At 62.8% G+C, this 14820-nt stretch carries 21 protein-coding genes; 15 read left to right on the top strand and 6 right to left on the bottom strand.

The window, feature by feature from the left end; all coding sequences use genetic code 11:
- The 8 genes from PLC66_RS18190 to PLC66_RS18225 all read left to right on the top strand — a co-directional run.
- Nucleotides 1-1322, top strand: a 1322-nt coding sequence (locus tag PLC66_RS18190) for a DUF3363 domain-containing protein (protein WP_324543102.1), incomplete at its 5' end; no start/stop codon positions are given.
- Between the two features lie 114 nt (nucleotides 1323-1436).
- Complete coding sequence (locus tag PLC66_RS18195) at nucleotides 1437-1904, top strand: DUF6789 family protein (RefSeq protein ID WP_034112313.1); 468 nt, start codon at nucleotides 1437-1439, stop codon at nucleotides 1902-1904.
- Between the two features lie 310 nt (nucleotides 1905-2214).
- Complete coding sequence (locus PLC66_RS18200; RefSeq protein ID WP_034112311.1) at nucleotides 2215-2778, top strand: RNA polymerase sigma factor; 564 nt, start codon at nucleotides 2215-2217, stop codon at nucleotides 2776-2778.
- Nucleotides 2779-3002: 224 nt separating this feature from the next.
- Entirely contained in the window at nucleotides 3003-3338 is a 336-nt protein-coding gene (locus tag PLC66_RS18205) for a BufA1 family periplasmic bufferin-type metallophore (protein ID WP_034112309.1), read from the top strand.
- 69 nt (nucleotides 3339-3407) lie between these two features.
- On the top strand, nucleotides 3408-4301 hold the full coding sequence (gene bufB, locus PLC66_RS18210) for an MNIO family bufferin maturase (protein ID WP_052229529.1): 894 nt from the start codon (nucleotides 3408-3410) through the stop codon (nucleotides 4299-4301).
- Nucleotides 4285-5073: an HvfC/BufC N-terminal domain-containing protein gene (locus PLC66_RS18215; RefSeq protein WP_034112307.1), complete on the top strand. Its 789-nt coding sequence runs from the start codon at nucleotides 4285-4287 to the stop codon at nucleotides 5071-5073. Before bufB ends, PLC66_RS18215 begins: the two co-directional genes overlap by 17 nt.
- Entirely contained in the window at nucleotides 5066-5575 is a 510-nt protein-coding gene (locus tag PLC66_RS18220; protein ID WP_052229528.1) for a DoxX family protein, read from the top strand. The genes PLC66_RS18215 and PLC66_RS18220 overlap by 8 nt, the downstream gene beginning before the upstream one ends.
- Nucleotides 5576-5588: 13 nt before the next feature.
- A complete protein-coding gene (locus PLC66_RS18225; RefSeq protein ID WP_034112305.1) occupies nucleotides 5589-6044 on the top strand; it encodes a DUF302 domain-containing protein in 456 nt (151 codons plus the stop codon).
- A 191-nt stretch (nucleotides 6045-6235) separates the two neighbouring features.
- On the opposite strand, the gene merR is transcribed toward PLC66_RS18225, so the two are convergent.
- Nucleotides 6236-6643: a mercury resistance transcriptional regulator MerR gene (gene merR / locus PLC66_RS18230; RefSeq protein ID WP_034112304.1), complete on the bottom strand. Its 408-nt coding sequence runs from the start codon at nucleotides 6641-6643 to the stop codon at nucleotides 6236-6238.
- 71 nt (nucleotides 6644-6714) lie between these two features.
- On the opposite strand from merR, the gene merT reads away from it, so the two are divergent.
- From merT to merA, 4 genes are read left to right on the top strand one after another with little or no spacing between them, the layout of a single operon-like run.
- Nucleotides 6715-7065 carry a mercuric ion transporter MerT gene (gene merT, locus PLC66_RS18235; protein ID WP_034112303.1) on the top strand — a complete coding sequence of 117 codons (351 nt, stop codon included), beginning with the start codon at nucleotides 6715-6717 and terminating at the stop codon, nucleotides 7063-7065.
- 13 nt (nucleotides 7066-7078) lie between these two features.
- Nucleotides 7079-7354 (top strand): mercury resistance system periplasmic binding protein MerP, encoded by a 276-nt coding sequence (gene merP, locus PLC66_RS18240; RefSeq protein WP_034112302.1) that lies wholly within the window; start codon nucleotides 7079-7081, stop codon nucleotides 7352-7354.
- Between the two features lie 15 nt (nucleotides 7355-7369).
- Entirely contained in the window at nucleotides 7370-7792 is a 423-nt protein-coding gene (merC, locus tag PLC66_RS18245) for an organomercurial transporter MerC (RefSeq protein ID WP_034112301.1), read from the top strand.
- Between the two features lie 37 nt (nucleotides 7793-7829).
- Nucleotides 7830-9512, top strand: a complete 1683-nt coding sequence (merA, locus tag PLC66_RS18250) for a mercury(II) reductase (RefSeq protein WP_034112300.1) — start codon at nucleotides 7830-7832, stop codon at nucleotides 9510-9512.
- Nucleotides 9513-9537: 25 nt separating this feature from the next.
- Here merA and PLC66_RS18255 read toward each other — a convergent pair whose 3' ends face one another.
- The 5 genes from PLC66_RS18255 to PLC66_RS18275 form a co-directional block, all read right to left on the bottom strand.
- The gene (locus PLC66_RS18255; RefSeq protein ID WP_206600606.1) at nucleotides 9538-10509 is read right to left on the bottom strand and encodes an HPP family protein; all 972 of its coding nucleotides are present in this window, start codon (nucleotides 10507-10509) and stop codon (nucleotides 9538-9540) included.
- Between the two features lie 70 nt (nucleotides 10510-10579).
- On the bottom strand, nucleotides 10580-11152 hold the full coding sequence (locus PLC66_RS18260; RefSeq protein ID WP_034112296.1) for a carboxymuconolactone decarboxylase family protein: 573 nt from the start codon (nucleotides 11150-11152) through the stop codon (nucleotides 10580-10582).
- Nucleotides 11149-11901, bottom strand: coding sequence for a YiiX/YebB-like N1pC/P60 family cysteine hydrolase (locus PLC66_RS18265; protein WP_211505971.1), 753 nt, complete (start codon nucleotides 11899-11901; stop codon nucleotides 11149-11151). The genes PLC66_RS18260 and PLC66_RS18265 overlap by 4 nt, the downstream gene beginning before the upstream one ends.
- Nucleotides 11902-11959: 58 nt before the next feature.
- Complete coding sequence (locus PLC66_RS18270) at nucleotides 11960-12688, bottom strand: cytochrome c biogenesis CcdA family protein (protein ID WP_034112294.1); 729 nt, start codon at nucleotides 12686-12688, stop codon at nucleotides 11960-11962.
- Nucleotides 12688-13074 (bottom strand): thioredoxin family protein, encoded by a 387-nt coding sequence (locus PLC66_RS18275; protein WP_034112292.1) that lies wholly within the window; start codon nucleotides 13072-13074, stop codon nucleotides 12688-12690. The genes PLC66_RS18270 and PLC66_RS18275 overlap by 1 nt, the downstream gene beginning before the upstream one ends.
- Nucleotides 13075-13396: 322 nt before the next feature.
- Here PLC66_RS18275 and PLC66_RS18280 point away from each other — a divergent pair, with 322 nt between their 5' ends.
- Genes PLC66_RS18280 through PLC66_RS18290 form a run of 3 tightly spaced genes read left to right on the top strand, consistent with a single transcriptional unit; the run spans nucleotide 13397 to nucleotide 14793 of the window.
- The gene (locus PLC66_RS18280) at nucleotides 13397-13609 is read left to right on the top strand and encodes a hypothetical protein (RefSeq protein ID WP_052229527.1); all 213 of its coding nucleotides are present in this window, start codon (nucleotides 13397-13399) and stop codon (nucleotides 13607-13609) included.
- Nucleotides 13610-13623: 14 nt separating this feature from the next.
- Entirely contained in the window at nucleotides 13624-14529 is a 906-nt protein-coding gene (locus PLC66_RS18285; protein ID WP_034112290.1) for a LysR family transcriptional regulator, read from the top strand.
- A gap of 33 nt (nucleotides 14530-14562) precedes the next feature.
- Nucleotides 14563-14793, top strand: a complete 231-nt coding sequence (locus tag PLC66_RS18290; protein WP_034112288.1) for an EexN family lipoprotein — start codon at nucleotides 14563-14565, stop codon at nucleotides 14791-14793.
- Nucleotides 14794-14820: the final 27 nt, after the last annotated feature.

Genomic DNA, 14820 nt, shown 5'->3' on the forward strand with positions numbered 1-14820 from the left:
AACTGGCGACCGAATGGCTGGGGCCGCGCACCGAGCTGGAGATCCAGCAGACCTTGCAGCACGAGGTAGAGCAAGAGCGGTGGACGAGCCTGGATCGCACCTTGAAGCGCGAGGCCGGCGACGATGGCCTGGTGCATGTCGAACGGCTCAACGAACCCCGCCTGCAACGCCAGCGCCTGCTGCTGATCGGCCGCCTGCAACGCTTGCAGCGCCTGGGCCTGGCCGACGAGACGCAGCCCGGCACCTGGGCCGTGCATGCCGATGCGGAAAAGACCCTGCGCGCCCTGGGCGAGCGCGGCGACATCATCCGCACCCTGCAGCGGGCCATGCGCGGCGAGCCGCGCGAGCTGGCGGTGTTCGAGCCAGGGCAGGACGCGGATGGAAGTGGCCGCAGCATCCTCGGGCGCGTGGCCGCGAAAGGACTGGCCGACGAACTGCGTGATCGGGGCTATCTGGTCATCGACGGCGTGGACGGCAAGGCGCACTACGTCGCGCTCAACGCCCACGACGAGCTGGCGAATTACCCGACCGGCGCCGTGGTGGAGGTGAAGGGATCGGCCGACGTGCGCGCGGCCGACAAGAACATCGCCGCGCTGGCGAGCGATGGCCTGTACCGCACCGACCATCACCTCGCCATCGCGCAGGGCCAGGCCGTGCCCGGCCGCGACCCGCAGGAGGTCGTGGCGGCCCACGTCCGCAGGCTGGAAGCCCTGCGCCGGGCGGGCATCGTGGAGCGGGTGGCCGAGGGGCTATGGAAGGTGCCGGGCGACCTGCCCGAGCAGGGCCGCCGCTACGACGCGCAACGCCTGGGCGGCGTAGCCGTGGAGCTGAAATCGCACCTGCCCATCGAGCGGCAGGCCCGCGTGATCGGGGCCACCTGGCTCGACCAGCAGTTGATCGGCGGCGGCTCCGGCCTGGGCGACCTGGGCTTTGGCGGTGAGGCCAAGCAGGCGATGCAGCAGCGCGCCGACTTCCTGGCCGAACAGGGGCTGGCCGAGCGGCGCGGGCAGCGCGTGATCCTGGCGCGCAACCTGCTGGGCACGCTGCGCAACCGGGAACTGGCGCAGTCCGCCAAGGACATTGCCGCCGACACCGGCCTGGAGCATCGACCCGTGGCCGACGGGCAGCGCGTGGCCGGCATCTACCGGCGCAGCGTCATGCTTGCCAGCGGGCGCTACGCGATGCTGGATGACGGCATGGGATTTAGCCTCGTGCCGTGGCGGCCGGTGATCGAGCAGCGCTTGGGGCAGCAAATCGCCGCAACGGTGCGCGGCGGGCAGGTGTCCTGGAGGTGGGGACGGCAACTCGGCCCAACAATTTAGCGGATCAACCGAATCGTTTTTCCAGTTCGGCGCCTCTTATAGGAAAAATGGGAGCAGTCGGTGCCTCCATCCAATCCGGGATCAACGATCCCCAACCTTGAGGAGCTTGTAACCATGTCTTGTTACGTTCGTTCGATGGTGGCTGGATTTGTCGCCACTGTAGCGCTGTCGCTGCTGATGCTGATGAAGGGCGCCATGGGCTTGATGCCCGAATTGAATCCAATCGCCATGCTCACGGAGATGGCGCACGCAAAAATGGGTATGCCGGCTTCGCCCATGGTCGGATGGGTGGCGCACTTCATGATTGGCACCGTCGTGTGGGGCATCCTGTTCCAACTGCTGTATGGCAGGCTGCCAGGGCGCAGTGCGCTGCTCAAGGGAATGTCGTTTTCCTTGCTAGCTTGGCTCATGATGATGATCGGTCCGATGCCAATGGCCGACGCAGGCCTGTTCGGGATGAACCTGGGGATGATGGCGCCGATGATGACCCTGATGATGCACCTCATTTGGGGCGCAGTGCTGGGCTACACCTATGGTCGGCTCAATGCCAATTCGTGCGCTGTTCGGACTGCAACTTCTTAATGAGCAGAAATTGCCATATTGAGGATACGAAAATGATGAAGGACACAGAGGCTACGGCGGAACGCGAGATTCCGCCGGATAACAGTACGCTCTACGTCGGGTTGGGCCTTGGACTGGGTAGCTATGTGACAGCCACCAGCGTTTTAGCAGGCTTTGTCTGCCCGGTTTGCGTTGTAGCAGCTCCCGCTTTGCTTGCGACAGGTGTTTATCAGAAAATTAGGAATCGTAGCCGAAGACCCGAGAATCGGAGCGAAATACAAATAAAGGCTCGCTGAATTAACCAATCATCGAGTCAGCACAGGAGATCAGCATGGGCACCCCTGTTGGCGACCGCAACAATTTAATCATGGCGGCACAGACTGGAGACGCGGCCGCCCTTTCCCGTCTGCTGGCAGTGTGCCAAGCCGATGCACGCCGCTATGCGTACAAGCACTGCCATGCGAGCGACGTTGATGATGCGGTTCAAGAATCACTACTCATCATTTCTCGCAAGGTCAGCGGGCTAAAAGCGGCTGCGGCCTTTTCATCGTGGCTGTTCACGGTCATCAAGCACGAATGCCGCAAGCTCGCGCGGATGATGTTCAAGCACGAGCCACTGCCTGATGAAGTAGCCGAGGAGCTGCTGCTTCATCGTCCCGACGATGAATTGAGAATCGATCTTGCCAATGCCCTGGAGTCGTTGCCTGCCCATTACCTCGAAGTGGTACTTCTGCGCGACTTCGAGGAATTGACCATTGCCGAGATCGCTGCTCAGTTGGGTGAGCAGCCCGGCGCGATCAAGAGTCGGCTCCATCGTGCCCGCGAGCTAGTGCGCGAATACATGCTCAGTTCAGAACCATCCTCGGGGCACGGACACCGCACACCGACGAAATAGCCAAGCTGAGTCCTCGTCCGGGCCGCCTCGCCAAGCGAGGCGGCAATTTCTTGCGCATTGTCATGGATAACCCTCAATTGCTAGGCCCAGGCCAGTGATTGAGGTTTTTTTGCTTTCTACCGAACCGTTTTGCACGGCGGTCGCCTCTTAGGAAATGAGGCTGGCGATTGCTGGCCGATTACCCGCAGCTCACTCGGCTGCTTCTTTCCTATCAGGAGATCACAATGTCAAACCGTATGTTGTCCGCCGCCGTCGCCACGGCGTTTGTCGCAGCCTTCGCCGCCCCCGCCTTTTCGCAGGGCATGAGCCAGGCCGACATGCAGAAGAAGATGCAGGAGAACCAAGCCAAGAGCATGGAGATGATGAAGACCGGCAAGTTCGACAAGTGCTATGGCGTTGCCCTGAAGGGGCAGAACGACTGCTTCGCCGGCGCCGGCACAAGTTGCGCGGGTACCAGCACCGCCGACTACCAGGGGAACGCCTGGAAGCTGGTCGCCAAGGGCACCTGCACCACGATCTCGACGCCCAACGGGCACGGCAGTCTCAGCGCCAAGTCCTGACGCGAGCATTCACCTTGGTGGGCGGTGGCCTGTCGCCCCGCCCGCCAGCTTGTGACAACGAGGATCAACATGGGCATTCACCAAACTGCGCACGCCGCCGGGCGGGGAATCCCTGCGCGAGCCGGCGTAGGCCTTAAGGCCGACCACTACCGAACCATCATCGAAACGCGGCCGGATATGGGCTTCTTTGAAGTTCATGCGGAAAACTACATGGGCGCTGGCGGCCCGCCCCATCGCTACCTGACGGCCATCCGAGAACACTATCCCCTGTCGTTGCACGGCGTGGGCCTGTCCATCGGTGCCGACAGGCCACTCGACCAAGCGCATTTGCTGCGTCTCAAGGCGCTGAACGAGCGGTACGAACCCGGCCTGCTTTCCGAACACCTGGCATGGTCTTCACATGGCACCAGCTACCTCGATGATCTGTTGCCGGTGCCGTACACCGACGACACGCTGAACCGCATCTGCGAGCACATCGACCAGGTGCAAACAGCTATGGCCCGGCAAATGCTGCTGGAGAACCCCGCGACCTACATCTGGTTCAAGGAGAGCACATGGCGCGAGACGGATTTCATCAGGGAGATCACCCGGAGAACCGGGTGCGGTCTGCTGCTGGACGTGAACAACGTCCACGTGGCGAGCACGAATCAGCAATGGGACGCGCGCGCCTACATCAACGATTTCCCCCTCGACCATGTGCAGCAAATCCACTTGGCCGGCCACTCCCTTCAGACGGACGAGAAGGGACGCCCTTTGCTGATCGACTCACACGACCAAAGAGTGGATGAGCGGGTGTGGAACCTCTTTAGGCAGGTCATCCAATGCATCGGGCCAGTCCCTACGCTGATCGAGTGGGATTCCAACATTCCCGCATGGCCCGAGCTGCAAACAGAGGCCGTGATGGCCGATGTGCTGATGGGCATGTCCAACGTACAGGAGCGACGCCATGGCACGCTTGGCTGAACGCCTGGAGGAATTCGCCTCGGCGCTGCTCGACCCGGAACGCGCGGTGCCCGAGGGGCTGGTCGGCCCCGACGGCGAGCCGAGCGCACGGCGCTTTGCCGTCTATCGGAACAATGTGTTCGTTGGCCTGACGGACGCGCTGCGCGCGGGCTTTCCCTGCGTCGTCAAGCTGGTGGGCGACGAATTCTTCGCGGCGATGGCCCGCGTCTTCGCGGCCGCCACGCCGCCCAGCTCGCCGGTGCTGCTGCACTACGGCGCCGAGTTCCCGGACTTCATCGCGTCCTTTCCACCCGCGGAACCCTTACCCTATCTCGCCGACGTGGCCCGCATCGAGCGCGCCGCGACCGAGGCGTACCACGCGCACGAGGCAGAACCCTTGGCGCCCAGCGTGCTTGCAGGAGTACCGCCTGACCAAGCTTCCATGCTGCGGTTTCGGCTCCACCCTTCCGTGCGCCTGGTGCGTTCGCCATTCCCAGCCTTCACCATCTGGAGGATGAACACCTCGGATGGCACGCCAGCACCCGTTGACCTCTCCGAAGCGCAGGACACGATGGTGCTACGCCCCGACGCCGAGGTGGACGTGCGCAAGATACTTCCCGCGAGCCATGACTTCGTAGCCGCGCTCGGCCAGGGCCTGACGCTATCGCAGGCCATGGAAACGGCCCTCGCCACCGACGGCGATTTTGACCTGTCGGAGAACTTGCGGGAATTGATCCAGATGGGCGCCTTTGTCGGCTTCGCGTTGGAAGCCGGGGAGAACGATCATGAGTAACTTCCAAGTGCCGAAAGGTTGGCCCGGAATACTTGGCGCGGCGAACTGTGCATTGCACTGGCTGGCAAAGATCGCCGGCATGGCCGCGCCGCTGTTCCTTCGGGTGGCGCTGGCCTTGCCCTTCTTCAAGTCGGGCCTCACCAAATGGGACGGTCTCCTGTCGCTGTCGCCAGCGGCGAGTTTTCTGTTTGAAGATGAATTCAAGCTGCACATCCTGGGGAAGGTCTATGACCTGCCTGCGCCGGACGTACTCGCCTTCGCCAGTGGATCGGCCGAGATCATCTTTCCGATCCTGCTGATTCTCGGACTTGGCACGCGCATGAGTGCCCTGGGCTTGCTCGGCATGACGGCGGTGATCCAGCTCATCGTGCCGGACGGGTGGGCGAACTTTCATTTGCCCTGGGCGACGATGGCGATTGCCCTGATCGCTATCGGGCCGGGCCGGCTTTCACTCGACCATGGGATTCGCGGCTTCTTGGAGCATTGCGAGGCTTCGGCCTGACAAGGAGGTCAGCATGCTTGCATTGCGCGCCATATCCCTCGTGATGGCAGGTTTCTTTGCTTCGGGGGCCGGAGCTGCCGATGGGCTGATTGCGGTACAAAGCCCGTACAGTGTCAAGGAAACGATTGACCGTTTCGAGACGGCCGCCAAGTCTCGGGGCATCTATATCTTCCTGCGCCTCGATCACGCGCAGGGCGCGAAGAAGGTCGGCAAGGACTTGCGGTCGACCGAGCTTCTGGTGTTCGGCAATCCCCAGGGCGGCACCCCCTTGATGGAATGCGCGCAGACTGCCGGTATCGACCTTCCGCTCAAGGCCTTGGCCTGGCAGGACGCGACTGGGCAAGTGTGGCTTGGCTACAACGATCCGAAGTATCTCGCATCGCGCCATGGCGCCGACAACTGCGGCCCCGTCGTGGAAAACATCTCCAAGGCGCTGGGCGGCATGACGCAGGAGGCGATTCGGAAGTGAGCGCGCTCGTCCGTCTTGGCCTCACCGTCAGGGCAGTGAAGCGCCTGTTTTGCTCCGCCTGCGCCATACTGGGGGCAGCATGTTCAGAGACAAGGCGCCAATGTCCACAGAGCCTGCGAATCGGCAATCGAGGGCGGTACTGACGAACGCTGCGATCACGCCGTAGTGTCAGCAGCCGTCCATATGCCAGTTCAACCGCCATGCAGCGCGTCAATCAACGGGCAGGACACATGGCCCTCATGCGCACAGCATTCGTTCACCAATTTTGACAGCGCCTGTTCCATCCGCATAAGGTCGTTCAGGCGGGTGCGAACATCGGCCAGCCGCAGTGCGGCAAGGTCGGCTGCTTCACTGCAATGGGTGCCGTCCTCCAGCTTCAGCAACTCCCCGATTTCATCGAGGCTGAATCCCAGCCGCTGCGCCGCCTTCACGAACTTCACCCGCGCCACGTCGGCGCTGCAGTAGCGTCGAATGCTGCCGTAGGGCCGGTTCGGCGTCGGCAGCAGCCCTTTGTGCTGATAGAAGCGGATCGTCTCCACGTTGACCCCGGCTGCCTTGGCGAAGGCGCCGATGGTCAGGCTTTCCAAGGTGTTTTCCATTCCGCTTGACTCCGTAGTTGACTACGGAAGTAACGTTACTCCAACGAGCAAATCCTCGAAAGGAGAACCTGATGTCGGAATCGCAAGACGGGCGCGGCGCCCTCGCCGCCGGCGGGCTGGCCGCCATCCTCGCTTCGACCTGCTGCCTGGGGCCACTGGTTCTGGTCGCTCTGGGCTTCAGCGGTGCCTGGATCGGCAACTTGACCGCACTGGAACCGTATCGCCCGATCTTCATCGGCGCGGCGCTGGTGGCGTTGTTCTTCGCCTGGCGACACATCTACCGGCCGGCAACTGCCTGCAAGCCGGGCGAGGTGTGTGCGATCCCGCAGGTTCGCACCACCTACAAGCTGATTTTCTGGATCGTGGCAGCGCTCGTTCTGGTCGCGCTCGGATTTCCCTACGTGTTGCCTTTCTTCTATTGATCGGGAGTTCACCATGAAAAAACTGCTTGCCTCCCTTGCGCTCGTTGCCGTCACCGTTCCAGTGTGGGCCGCTACCCAGACCGTCACGCTGGCCGTGCCCGGCATGACCTGCGCCGCTTGCCCGATCACCGTCAAGAAGGCGCTCTCCAAGGTCGAGGGCGTCAGCCAAGTCGATGTGACCTTCGAGAAGCGCGAAGCGGTCGTCACCTTTGATGATGCCAAGGCCAGCGTCCAGAAGCTGACCAAAGCCACCGAAGACGCGGGCTATCCGTCCAGCGTCAAGCGCTAAACCGGGAGCGATGCCATGAAACCGATTGCGCGTATCGCCGACAAAGCCGGGGCATTGGGCACCCTCGTCTCCGCGATGGGCTGCGCAATGTGCTTTCCCGCACTCGCCAGCCTAGGCGCGGCCATCGGGCTGGGTTTTCTCCAGCAATACGAAGGCTTGTTCATTTCCAGGCTGTTGCCATTGTTTGCTGCATTGGCGCTTGCGGCCAACGCGCTCGGTTGGCTACGCCACCGGCAATGGCACCGGAGTCTGCTGGGTATGGTCGGTCCCGCCATCGTTATCGTGGGCGCGGTCTGGCTGCTTGGCACCGCTTGGATGCGGCCCCTGGTCTATACGGGGATCGCCTTGATGGCCGTCGTTTCGGTCTGGGATTTGGTATCTCAGGCCAACCGCCGCTGCGGTCCTGACGGCTGCGAACTGCCCGCGAAACACGGCTGACTGGCTTGCGCCACAACGAATTGAAAGGAATGACTTCATGACACAGTTGAAGATCACCGGCATGACCTGCGACTCCTGCGCGGTCCACGTCAAGGAAGCACTGGAAAACGTGCCTGGCGTGCAATCGGCCGAAGTGTCCTACACCAAGGGCAGCGCCCAGCTCGCCATCGCGGCCGGCACTTCACCCGATGCCCTGATCGCGGCTGTCGCCGGACTCGGCTACCGCGCGGCGCTGGCCGATGCGTCGAACGCGCTTCCCAAAGGCGGACTGCTCGACCGCATGCGCGATTGGGTCGACGGCGGCGACAAGGCCAGCCACGACGGCGGCCTGCATATTGTCGTCATCGGCAGCGGTGGGGCCGCGATGGCGGCGGCGCTGAAGGCCGTCGAACGCGGCGCACGGGTGACGCTAATCGAGCGCGGCACCATCGGCGGCACCTGCGTCAATGTCGGCTGCGTGCCCTCGAAGATCATGATCCGCGCCGCCCACATCGCCCACCTGCGCCGCGAAAGCCCGTTCGATGGCGGCATCCAGGCGAACCCGCCGCTGATCCTGCGCGAACGGCTGCTGGCCCAGCAGCAGGCGCGCGTCGATGAGTTGCGCCATGCCAAGTACGAAAGCATCCTGGACGGCAACCCAGCCATCATGCGGCTAGCGGGCGAAGCCCGTTTCAAGGACGGCCGCAACCTCACCGTGCGGCTGAACGAGGGCGGCGAGCGCGTGGTTTCGTTCGACCGCTGCCTGATCGCCACCGGCGCGAGCGCGGCGGTGCCGCCGATCCCAGGCCTCAAGGACACGCCCTACTGGACTTCAACCGAGGCGCTGGTGAGCGACACGATTCCCGCACGCCTAGCCGTGATCGGCTCATCGGTAGTGGCTGTTGAGCTGGCGCAAGCCTTCGCCCGGCTTGGGGCCAAGGTCACGATCCTGGCGCGCAGCACGCTGTTCTTTCGCGAAGACCCGGCCATCGGCGAAGCCGTGACGGTGGCGTTTCGCTTGGAGGGCATCGAGGTGCTGGAACATACGCAAGCCAGCCAGGTCGCGCACGTGGACGGCGAGTTTGTGTTGACCACCAACCATGGCGAACTGTGTGCCGACCGGCTGCTGGTGGCGACGGGCCGCACACCTAATACGCGCAGCCTCAACCTCGAAGCCGCCCGGGTGGCGGTGAACAAGCAAGGGGCCATCGAGATCGACCTCAGCATGCGCACCAGCGCCCCGGACATCTACGCCGGCGGCGACTGCACCGACCAGCCGCAGTTCGTCTACGTCGCGGCGGCGGCTGGTACCCGCGCCGCGATCAACATGACCGGCGGCGACGCGTCGCTGGACCTGACCGCCATGCCAGCGGTGGTGTTCACCGACCCACAGGTCTCTACCGTGGGCTTGAGCGAGCAGGAGGCGCACCACGCCGGCATCGAGACCGACAGCCGCACGCTCACCCTCGACAACGTGCCGCGCGCGCTCGCCAACTTCGATACGCGCGGCTTCATCAAGCTGGTGATCGAGGAAGGCAGCCACCGTTTGATCGGCGTGCAGGCGGTGGCCCCAGAAGCGGGCGAGTTGATCCAGGCAGCGGCGCTGGCGATCCGCGCGCGCATGACGGTGCAGGAACTGGCCGACCAGTTGTTCCCGTATCTGACGATGGTCGAGGGCCTGAAGCTCGCCGCGCAGACCTTCAGCAAGGACGTGAAGCAGCTATCGTGCTGCGCTGGATAGCAAAAGCTAAGAAGGTTGCGCCCCCTCAGGACGGTGAAAGGCGCATCCTTCTCAGCCTGCCCCATACGAGGAACAGCATGGTCAGAGTTAAGGTGCCAATGCCCACGGAGGCCGCGAATCGGTAATCGACGGCTGGGATGATAAACGGCAGCAGGCCCACGGCGAGCGCCGGCGGCACGTGCAGATCGAATAATCGCAAGATTAGGATGCCGCATGCCGCGCTGGAGATCACCGCCAGCGGGGCGCCCCCGAACGTCGTGACCAGTGCAACCCCGATCAATGCGCTCAGGGTACACGCGACCGGCAGCAGCAGCGGCTTCTTGACCCAAGGGCAAACGTCCGCATGGGCAAACATTTCAAAGCCGATCACGATAAGCGGCGGGAACAGGATCAACCGCCAACCCGTGGCTTCGGCCAGAATCGCCGTGCCTACCAGAAACACCAGAAAGAACGGGAGCCACGAGTAGGTGCTTGGAGTTTCCTCGGTAACGTCATCGGCCACATCGGAGGCGGTTCGCACCGGCGGTAGCGGGACGAAGCGAGGCCAGACAAGGGAGATCGCGGCGAGCAATATCAGGCCGACCAGCAACGATGCCGGGTAGTACCAGCTTGTGATGTTGAGTGAGATTGGCAGCACGCCCGCCGAAATGGCCGGGGCAATCGATGACTTCAATATGCGGATGATGAGCATCGCGGCTGCGGTCGCCAGCAGGATCGGCACGATCCCGCTGCCCATGCTTCGGGCGAAGATCGTGCCTACCAGCCCGGTAAGAAGCGGTGTGAGAACCAGCATCCCCGGCGCTTTGGCCCAGGTGCCGTGCGGTCGCTTGATGATGTCATGGGCCAGGGCGCCTAGTTCGGGAAAAAGAATGTAGTGAACATGCGTGGCCGCCGCGATCCACGCGATGACACCCATGTAGAGCGCCGTCAGCAACTCCCCAAAGAATCCCCACGGCAGCGACGATCGCCGTATACCAAACAATCTCATGCCTTCCATCCACGACATCCATTTTCTTGAAGGCCCACCTCGGGCAAGTGATGGTTGACTCCAAGGTGGGGCGCCGTACTTATTTCGTCCCTATCGGCAGAGCGTAGGACGCAAAGGCCGCGTCCACGGGTGTGTCGAACAGGTGATTGGTGTAGTTCGAGATCGTCTTGACGGCGATGGCGAGCACCACCTGTAGAGCCTGCTGCTCGCTGTAGCCCGCGTCGGTGAAGGTCTGCAAACTCGCCTGCGACGGATTGCCCCGCGTCTGCACCATGTCCTTGACGAAGGCGGTAAGGGCGTGCAGCTTCGGGTCATCCATCGGCGTGCCCTCACGGATTGCCTGGAGCGCCTGCGGCGGCACCTTCGATACCTTCTCGGCGATCATGCTGTGAGCGGCCACGCAGTAGTGGCAGCCGTTTTCCCGACTGATGACCAGCAGCACGACTTCCTGCTCGGCCGGCGTGAAGCCGGATTCCTTGCGGAACCAGTCATACCCATGGAGGTAGGTCGAGAGCGCGCCAGGGGCGTGGGCCATTTCTCCATACATGTTGGGAACAAATCCCTGCTTCCTGCGCGTGTTACTCAGGAACTCGCGGCTCCTTTCAGGGGCGGTGTCTTCGGTAAGAAGAGGCAGTGTCAGCTTGGCGTTCATGGAGTGCTCCTAAGTGGAAATATTCCGGCTTCCAGATTGGGTTTGATGATGGCGAAGTTGGGCGAGACGTCGAAGTCGCGCGGGGCGAACAGGCTGTGGTGCCGCACATGAAGAATCTCGGCCACACAGCCGGGGCACATCGGGTCCTGCGACGGCACGGTCTCGATCAGCGGCAGGATCGGATAGCGAATCGACTGGAAAGCTTGGGCGATCAGCGTCGAGCAGATGGCGCGGGTGGGGTCGCCGCTGCCCAGGCCGAGCATGCGACGGCGCCAACGCACCGGCACCGGCGGCGTGGGCAACAGATATCGGGCCAGGTCGATCACGTTCTTCAAGTCGTACTGATGGCCCAGCCGAGCCACCGCCGTGCCGACCAGGGTGTCAATCTCGGCAGCGGTCAGGCCCACGGGCCGGCACACTCGGGTATGCAGATCGGCGAACTCGGCCACGCTGACCAGACGCACGCCTTCGCGTAGATCGGCTTCAAGAAAGCAACGGGGCCGCCCTTCGGCATCGGTCGGCCTGCCGGCCGTGCCGACAAACAGTGCCGCGTGCGACCAGGTGGATTGGGTCAGGTACTTGATGGCCACGCTGACCCGGCTCTGACCTTCGACCAGCAGCACGTCGCCGGGCTGCAGGCACGCCATGAGAAGGTCTGGATCGGTCGGCGGGGCCACGCTATGCACATGGTGGGGCCGACTGAGGTAGCGGCTCAGTCCTTCTCCACAGCGGCGCGCGATGCTGTCCAAGATGTTTCCCACGGCGTCACCCTGTCGAAACGAAGGTGAAATTCGGGCGCGGCATGGCTCAGAACCTCGTCGTCAGTTGTGTGAGCCAGGCCGGTGAATGTTCCACAAGCCATGCTTCCATCGGCTTGTCGGCGCCTGTCAGGATCAGGGCGGCCAGGGCAAGCATGATCGCGCCCAACAGGACTTTCCCGGCCTTGCCGGCGTGCAGGAGCTTGGATCGCGTGCGGCCGATCGCGCTGCGCGACACATAGGCCAGTGCAACCAGGGGCAATGCCGCGCCGATACCGAACACCGCCATCATCGAGCCTGCTTGCGCCAGGTTCGTACCCTGGCTGGCCAGAACGATGGCCGCGCCAAGCGTCGGCCCCACGCAGGGACTCCAGACCAGCCCCAGCACTAGGCCCACCACGAACTGCCCCGTCAGCCCGTCCAGTTGGACACGCGCAAGCAGGTCGTTCCCGGCATTGCCGATGCCGGCCGTCAGCGACGCAAACAGCTGCTGGAGGGCGCTGGACATGAGCACCACGCCTAACAGTCCCAGGACGGCCGCGCCCACGCCCCGGAAGATCGTTGTGTCGATGCCGAGCGAGGCGCCTGCCCAGGCCAGCGCCGTGCCGACAATGGCATAGGACAGAGCGAGGCCGCCCGCCAGGGCCAACGGCGCGTGCCGATGGGCGTTGACCGCCGAGCCAATCAGGATCGGTACGATGGGCAGGACGCAAGGCGACAGCGTGGAAAGCACCCCCGCGAGCAGTCCGAGGCCGTAGGAACCGAGGCCGAGCGTCATCAGCGCGTGGTCTTCTGAATCAGGCCCTCGATGCCGGCCTCGGTGGTGTCGCCCACGGAGCGGGCCACTTCCTGGGTGCCTTTGAAGCCTACCAGCGTACTTTGCATGCTGACCTTGAAGGCCCGGACGGTGCTCTTTTCGCTGTCGAAGTCCACGGTCAGCAAGGTCACGTCCTTGTAGGCGGGCTGCTTCATTAGGGTTTCCAAGATCGGCTTCTGCGCCTTGCAGGTCGGGCACCACGTCGCGCTGACGTCCACTACCACGGGCTGGCCAGCCTGCGTCAGACGGTCGAACTCGGCTTGGCTGAACGGTTTGATCTCCCCGGCGCTGGCGATGCTGGCGAACGTGGCAAGAGCGAGAAAGGCGGCGGTCATACGTAGTTTCATGGGCGTAATCCTGAATAAGGGGAGAACCGCCCAAGGCGATGACTCGCGCGGGCGAACACGGTCGCCAAGAGTGACGGCCTCTTCCTAAGAGGCGGGGAGTCGTCAAGATGGTTCGCATCCGAGCGAAAAAAATCTGCGAGGCCGCACTGCGGAATCTGTCCCCGCTTTTGGCAGGGCCAGCTTTTTTGCACATGCGGCGAACCGTTTTGGCGGTTGCGCCCCTCTTATTGGCAGGAGGGAGTAGTGCGGCCGCCCAAGGGGGGCGTCCTCAGCATCTCTCAGTTCTTCCCGTCGCACCGTTCCCAGGTGATAGGAGCGCATCATGTATTGCAGCACTTCTGTTAAAGCGCAATTGGTTCGTGGCGCATTGGCCGTGACATCCATTGCGGGCGCCATCGTTTTAACCCCTAACTTTTGGCCTGCGGCAGGGCTATTTGGTTTGGCCATCTATCTTATGCGCGGGTGTCCCGCCTGCTGGCTCGCGGGACTAATGGAAGCCATTCGGGTTCGCAACGAGCGCAAGTCGCTGCTGTAGCTCGATCCACGAACATGGAGCTACGTCATCTACGATGCTTTCTTGCGGTTGCGGAGGAACTCCACTTCGCTCGTGCCGCCGAACGACTGCACATTGACCAGTCGCCGCTATCCCGTACCATCAAGGAACTAGAGGAAGAACTTAGCGCACGCCTTTTCGTTCGCACCACCCGCAGCACGCAATTGACCCGCGCTGGCCGACTACTCTTGGAGCACGTGCCGCGCATCTTCGCTGCATTGGAGCAAGCGCGCGATAGCGTCAAATCCGCTGCCAACGGCTTTCACGGTCAGTTGCGCATCGCCTTGTCCGATGGTGTGACGCCTTCGCGCTTGCCGGCCTTGCTGGCACGATGCCGTGAAGAAGATCCCGAAGTAGAGATACGGCTGTTTGAAGTGCCACTAGCCCAGCAGATCAAGGGTCTTCACGATGACCTATACGATGCTGGATTTTCGATGGCAGATGACGTGGGTGATGGCATCTTGGTTGCTCCCGCCTGGGAAGATGAATTGATGCTGGCGGTGCCGGCACGCCATCCGGTGCTGGCCTATAAGCGCGTTCCGTTGGAGGAAGTATTGCGCCATCCGCTGGTTCTGGGCGATCCAGCCGTATGCGAGGGCCATGCACGGCAGGTCGAACGTATCCTGCGCAAACATGAACAAGAGCCGTTGATCGTCCAGCACGTCGCCAGCTTCGATCTGATGATGACACTCGTTTCTGCTGGAATTGCATTGGGGTTGGCCGGCACGGCGCACATCACAGGCAGCCGCGAGCCTGGCGTCATAGGTCGGCCGTTAGCGGGACAACCACCGATGTTGACAACCTATCTACTTCGCCGCGACATGGAGCCATGCGAGATGTTGACTCGCTTCATTGAACGAGTTGCTTGCCTCGATTCAACAGATGACATTGGCACTGCCTAAGATTTCCAGAACTGCGATGAAAGGACTGGAGCCATGAACAAATTGCTACCGCTGCTGATGATCGCCGCCGCATTGGCGGCATGCGGTCAATCCCAACCTTCGGAAACTGTGGACTACCTTGTGGCCCATCCTGAGCGCATCAAGGAACTCCAGCGCCAATGCAAGGAGGATCGCGCGAAGGTCGGCGACGAACTCTGCGTGCGCGCGGCCGAAGCCGCCAATCGGCGCTTCTTCGGTGATCGACCCGAGCAGAAATCCAAGTAGCGCCCCTCGCAGTCGCTACGCCGCGAC

This window comes from Thauera sp. (assembly GCF_035444905.1).
Classification (GTDB): Bacteria; Pseudomonadota; Gammaproteobacteria; order Burkholderiales; family Rhodocyclaceae; genus Thauera.

What these genes read in the sequence shown, in the direction of transcription:
- PLC66_RS18260 (WP_034112296.1), bottom strand. Translation starts at nt 11,152, where the DNA reads ATGAACGCCAAGCTGACACTGCCTCTTCTTACCGAAGACACCGCCCCT.
- PLC66_RS18255 (WP_206600606.1), bottom strand. Translation starts at nt 10,509, where the DNA reads ATGGAAGGCATGAGATTGTTTGGTATACGGCGATCGTCGCTGCCGTGG.
- PLC66_RS18200 (WP_034112311.1), top strand. Translation starts at nt 2,215, where the DNA reads ATGGGCACCCCTGTTGGCGACCGCAACAATTTAATCATGGCGGCACAG.
- PLC66_RS18220 (WP_052229528.1), top strand. Translation starts at nt 5,066, where the DNA reads ATGAGTAACTTCCAAGTGCCGAAAGGTTGGCCCGGAATACTTGGCGCG.
- merT (WP_034112303.1), top strand. Translation starts at nt 6,715, where the DNA reads ATGTCGGAATCGCAAGACGGGCGCGGCGCCCTCGCCGCCGGCGGGCTG.
- merP (WP_034112302.1), top strand. Translation starts at nt 7,079, where the DNA reads ATGAAAAAACTGCTTGCCTCCCTTGCGCTCGTTGCCGTCACCGTTCCA.
- PLC66_RS18215 (WP_034112307.1), top strand. Translation starts at nt 4,285, where the DNA reads ATGGCACGCTTGGCTGAACGCCTGGAGGAATTCGCCTCGGCGCTGCTC.
- merA (WP_034112300.1), top strand. Translation starts at nt 7,830, where the DNA reads ATGACACAGTTGAAGATCACCGGCATGACCTGCGACTCCTGCGCGGTC.
- PLC66_RS18290 (WP_034112288.1), top strand. Translation starts at nt 14,563, where the DNA reads ATGAACAAATTGCTACCGCTGCTGATGATCGCCGCCGCATTGGCGGCA.
- PLC66_RS18225 (WP_034112305.1), top strand. Translation starts at nt 5,589, where the DNA reads ATGCTTGCATTGCGCGCCATATCCCTCGTGATGGCAGGTTTCTTTGCT.
- PLC66_RS18275 (WP_034112292.1), bottom strand. Translation starts at nt 13,074, where the DNA reads ATGAAACTACGTATGACCGCCGCCTTTCTCGCTCTTGCCACGTTCGCC.
- PLC66_RS18285 (WP_034112290.1), top strand. Translation starts at nt 13,624, where the DNA reads ATGGAGCTACGTCATCTACGATGCTTTCTTGCGGTTGCGGAGGAACTC.
- PLC66_RS18270 (WP_034112294.1), bottom strand. Translation starts at nt 12,688, where the DNA reads ATGACGCTCGGCCTCGGTTCCTACGGCCTCGGACTGCTCGCGGGGGTG.
- PLC66_RS18280 (WP_052229527.1), top strand. Translation starts at nt 13,397, where the DNA reads ATGTATTGCAGCACTTCTGTTAAAGCGCAATTGGTTCGTGGCGCATTG.
- PLC66_RS18195 (WP_034112313.1), top strand. Translation starts at nt 1,437, where the DNA reads ATGTCTTGTTACGTTCGTTCGATGGTGGCTGGATTTGTCGCCACTGTA.
- merC (WP_034112301.1), top strand. Translation starts at nt 7,370, where the DNA reads ATGAAACCGATTGCGCGTATCGCCGACAAAGCCGGGGCATTGGGCACC.
- PLC66_RS18205 (WP_034112309.1), top strand. Translation starts at nt 3,003, where the DNA reads ATGTCAAACCGTATGTTGTCCGCCGCCGTCGCCACGGCGTTTGTCGCA.
- bufB (WP_052229529.1), top strand. Translation starts at nt 3,408, where the DNA reads ATGGGCATTCACCAAACTGCGCACGCCGCCGGGCGGGGAATCCCTGCG.
- merR (WP_034112304.1), bottom strand. Translation starts at nt 6,643, where the DNA reads ATGGAAAACACCTTGGAAAGCCTGACCATCGGCGCCTTCGCCAAGGCA.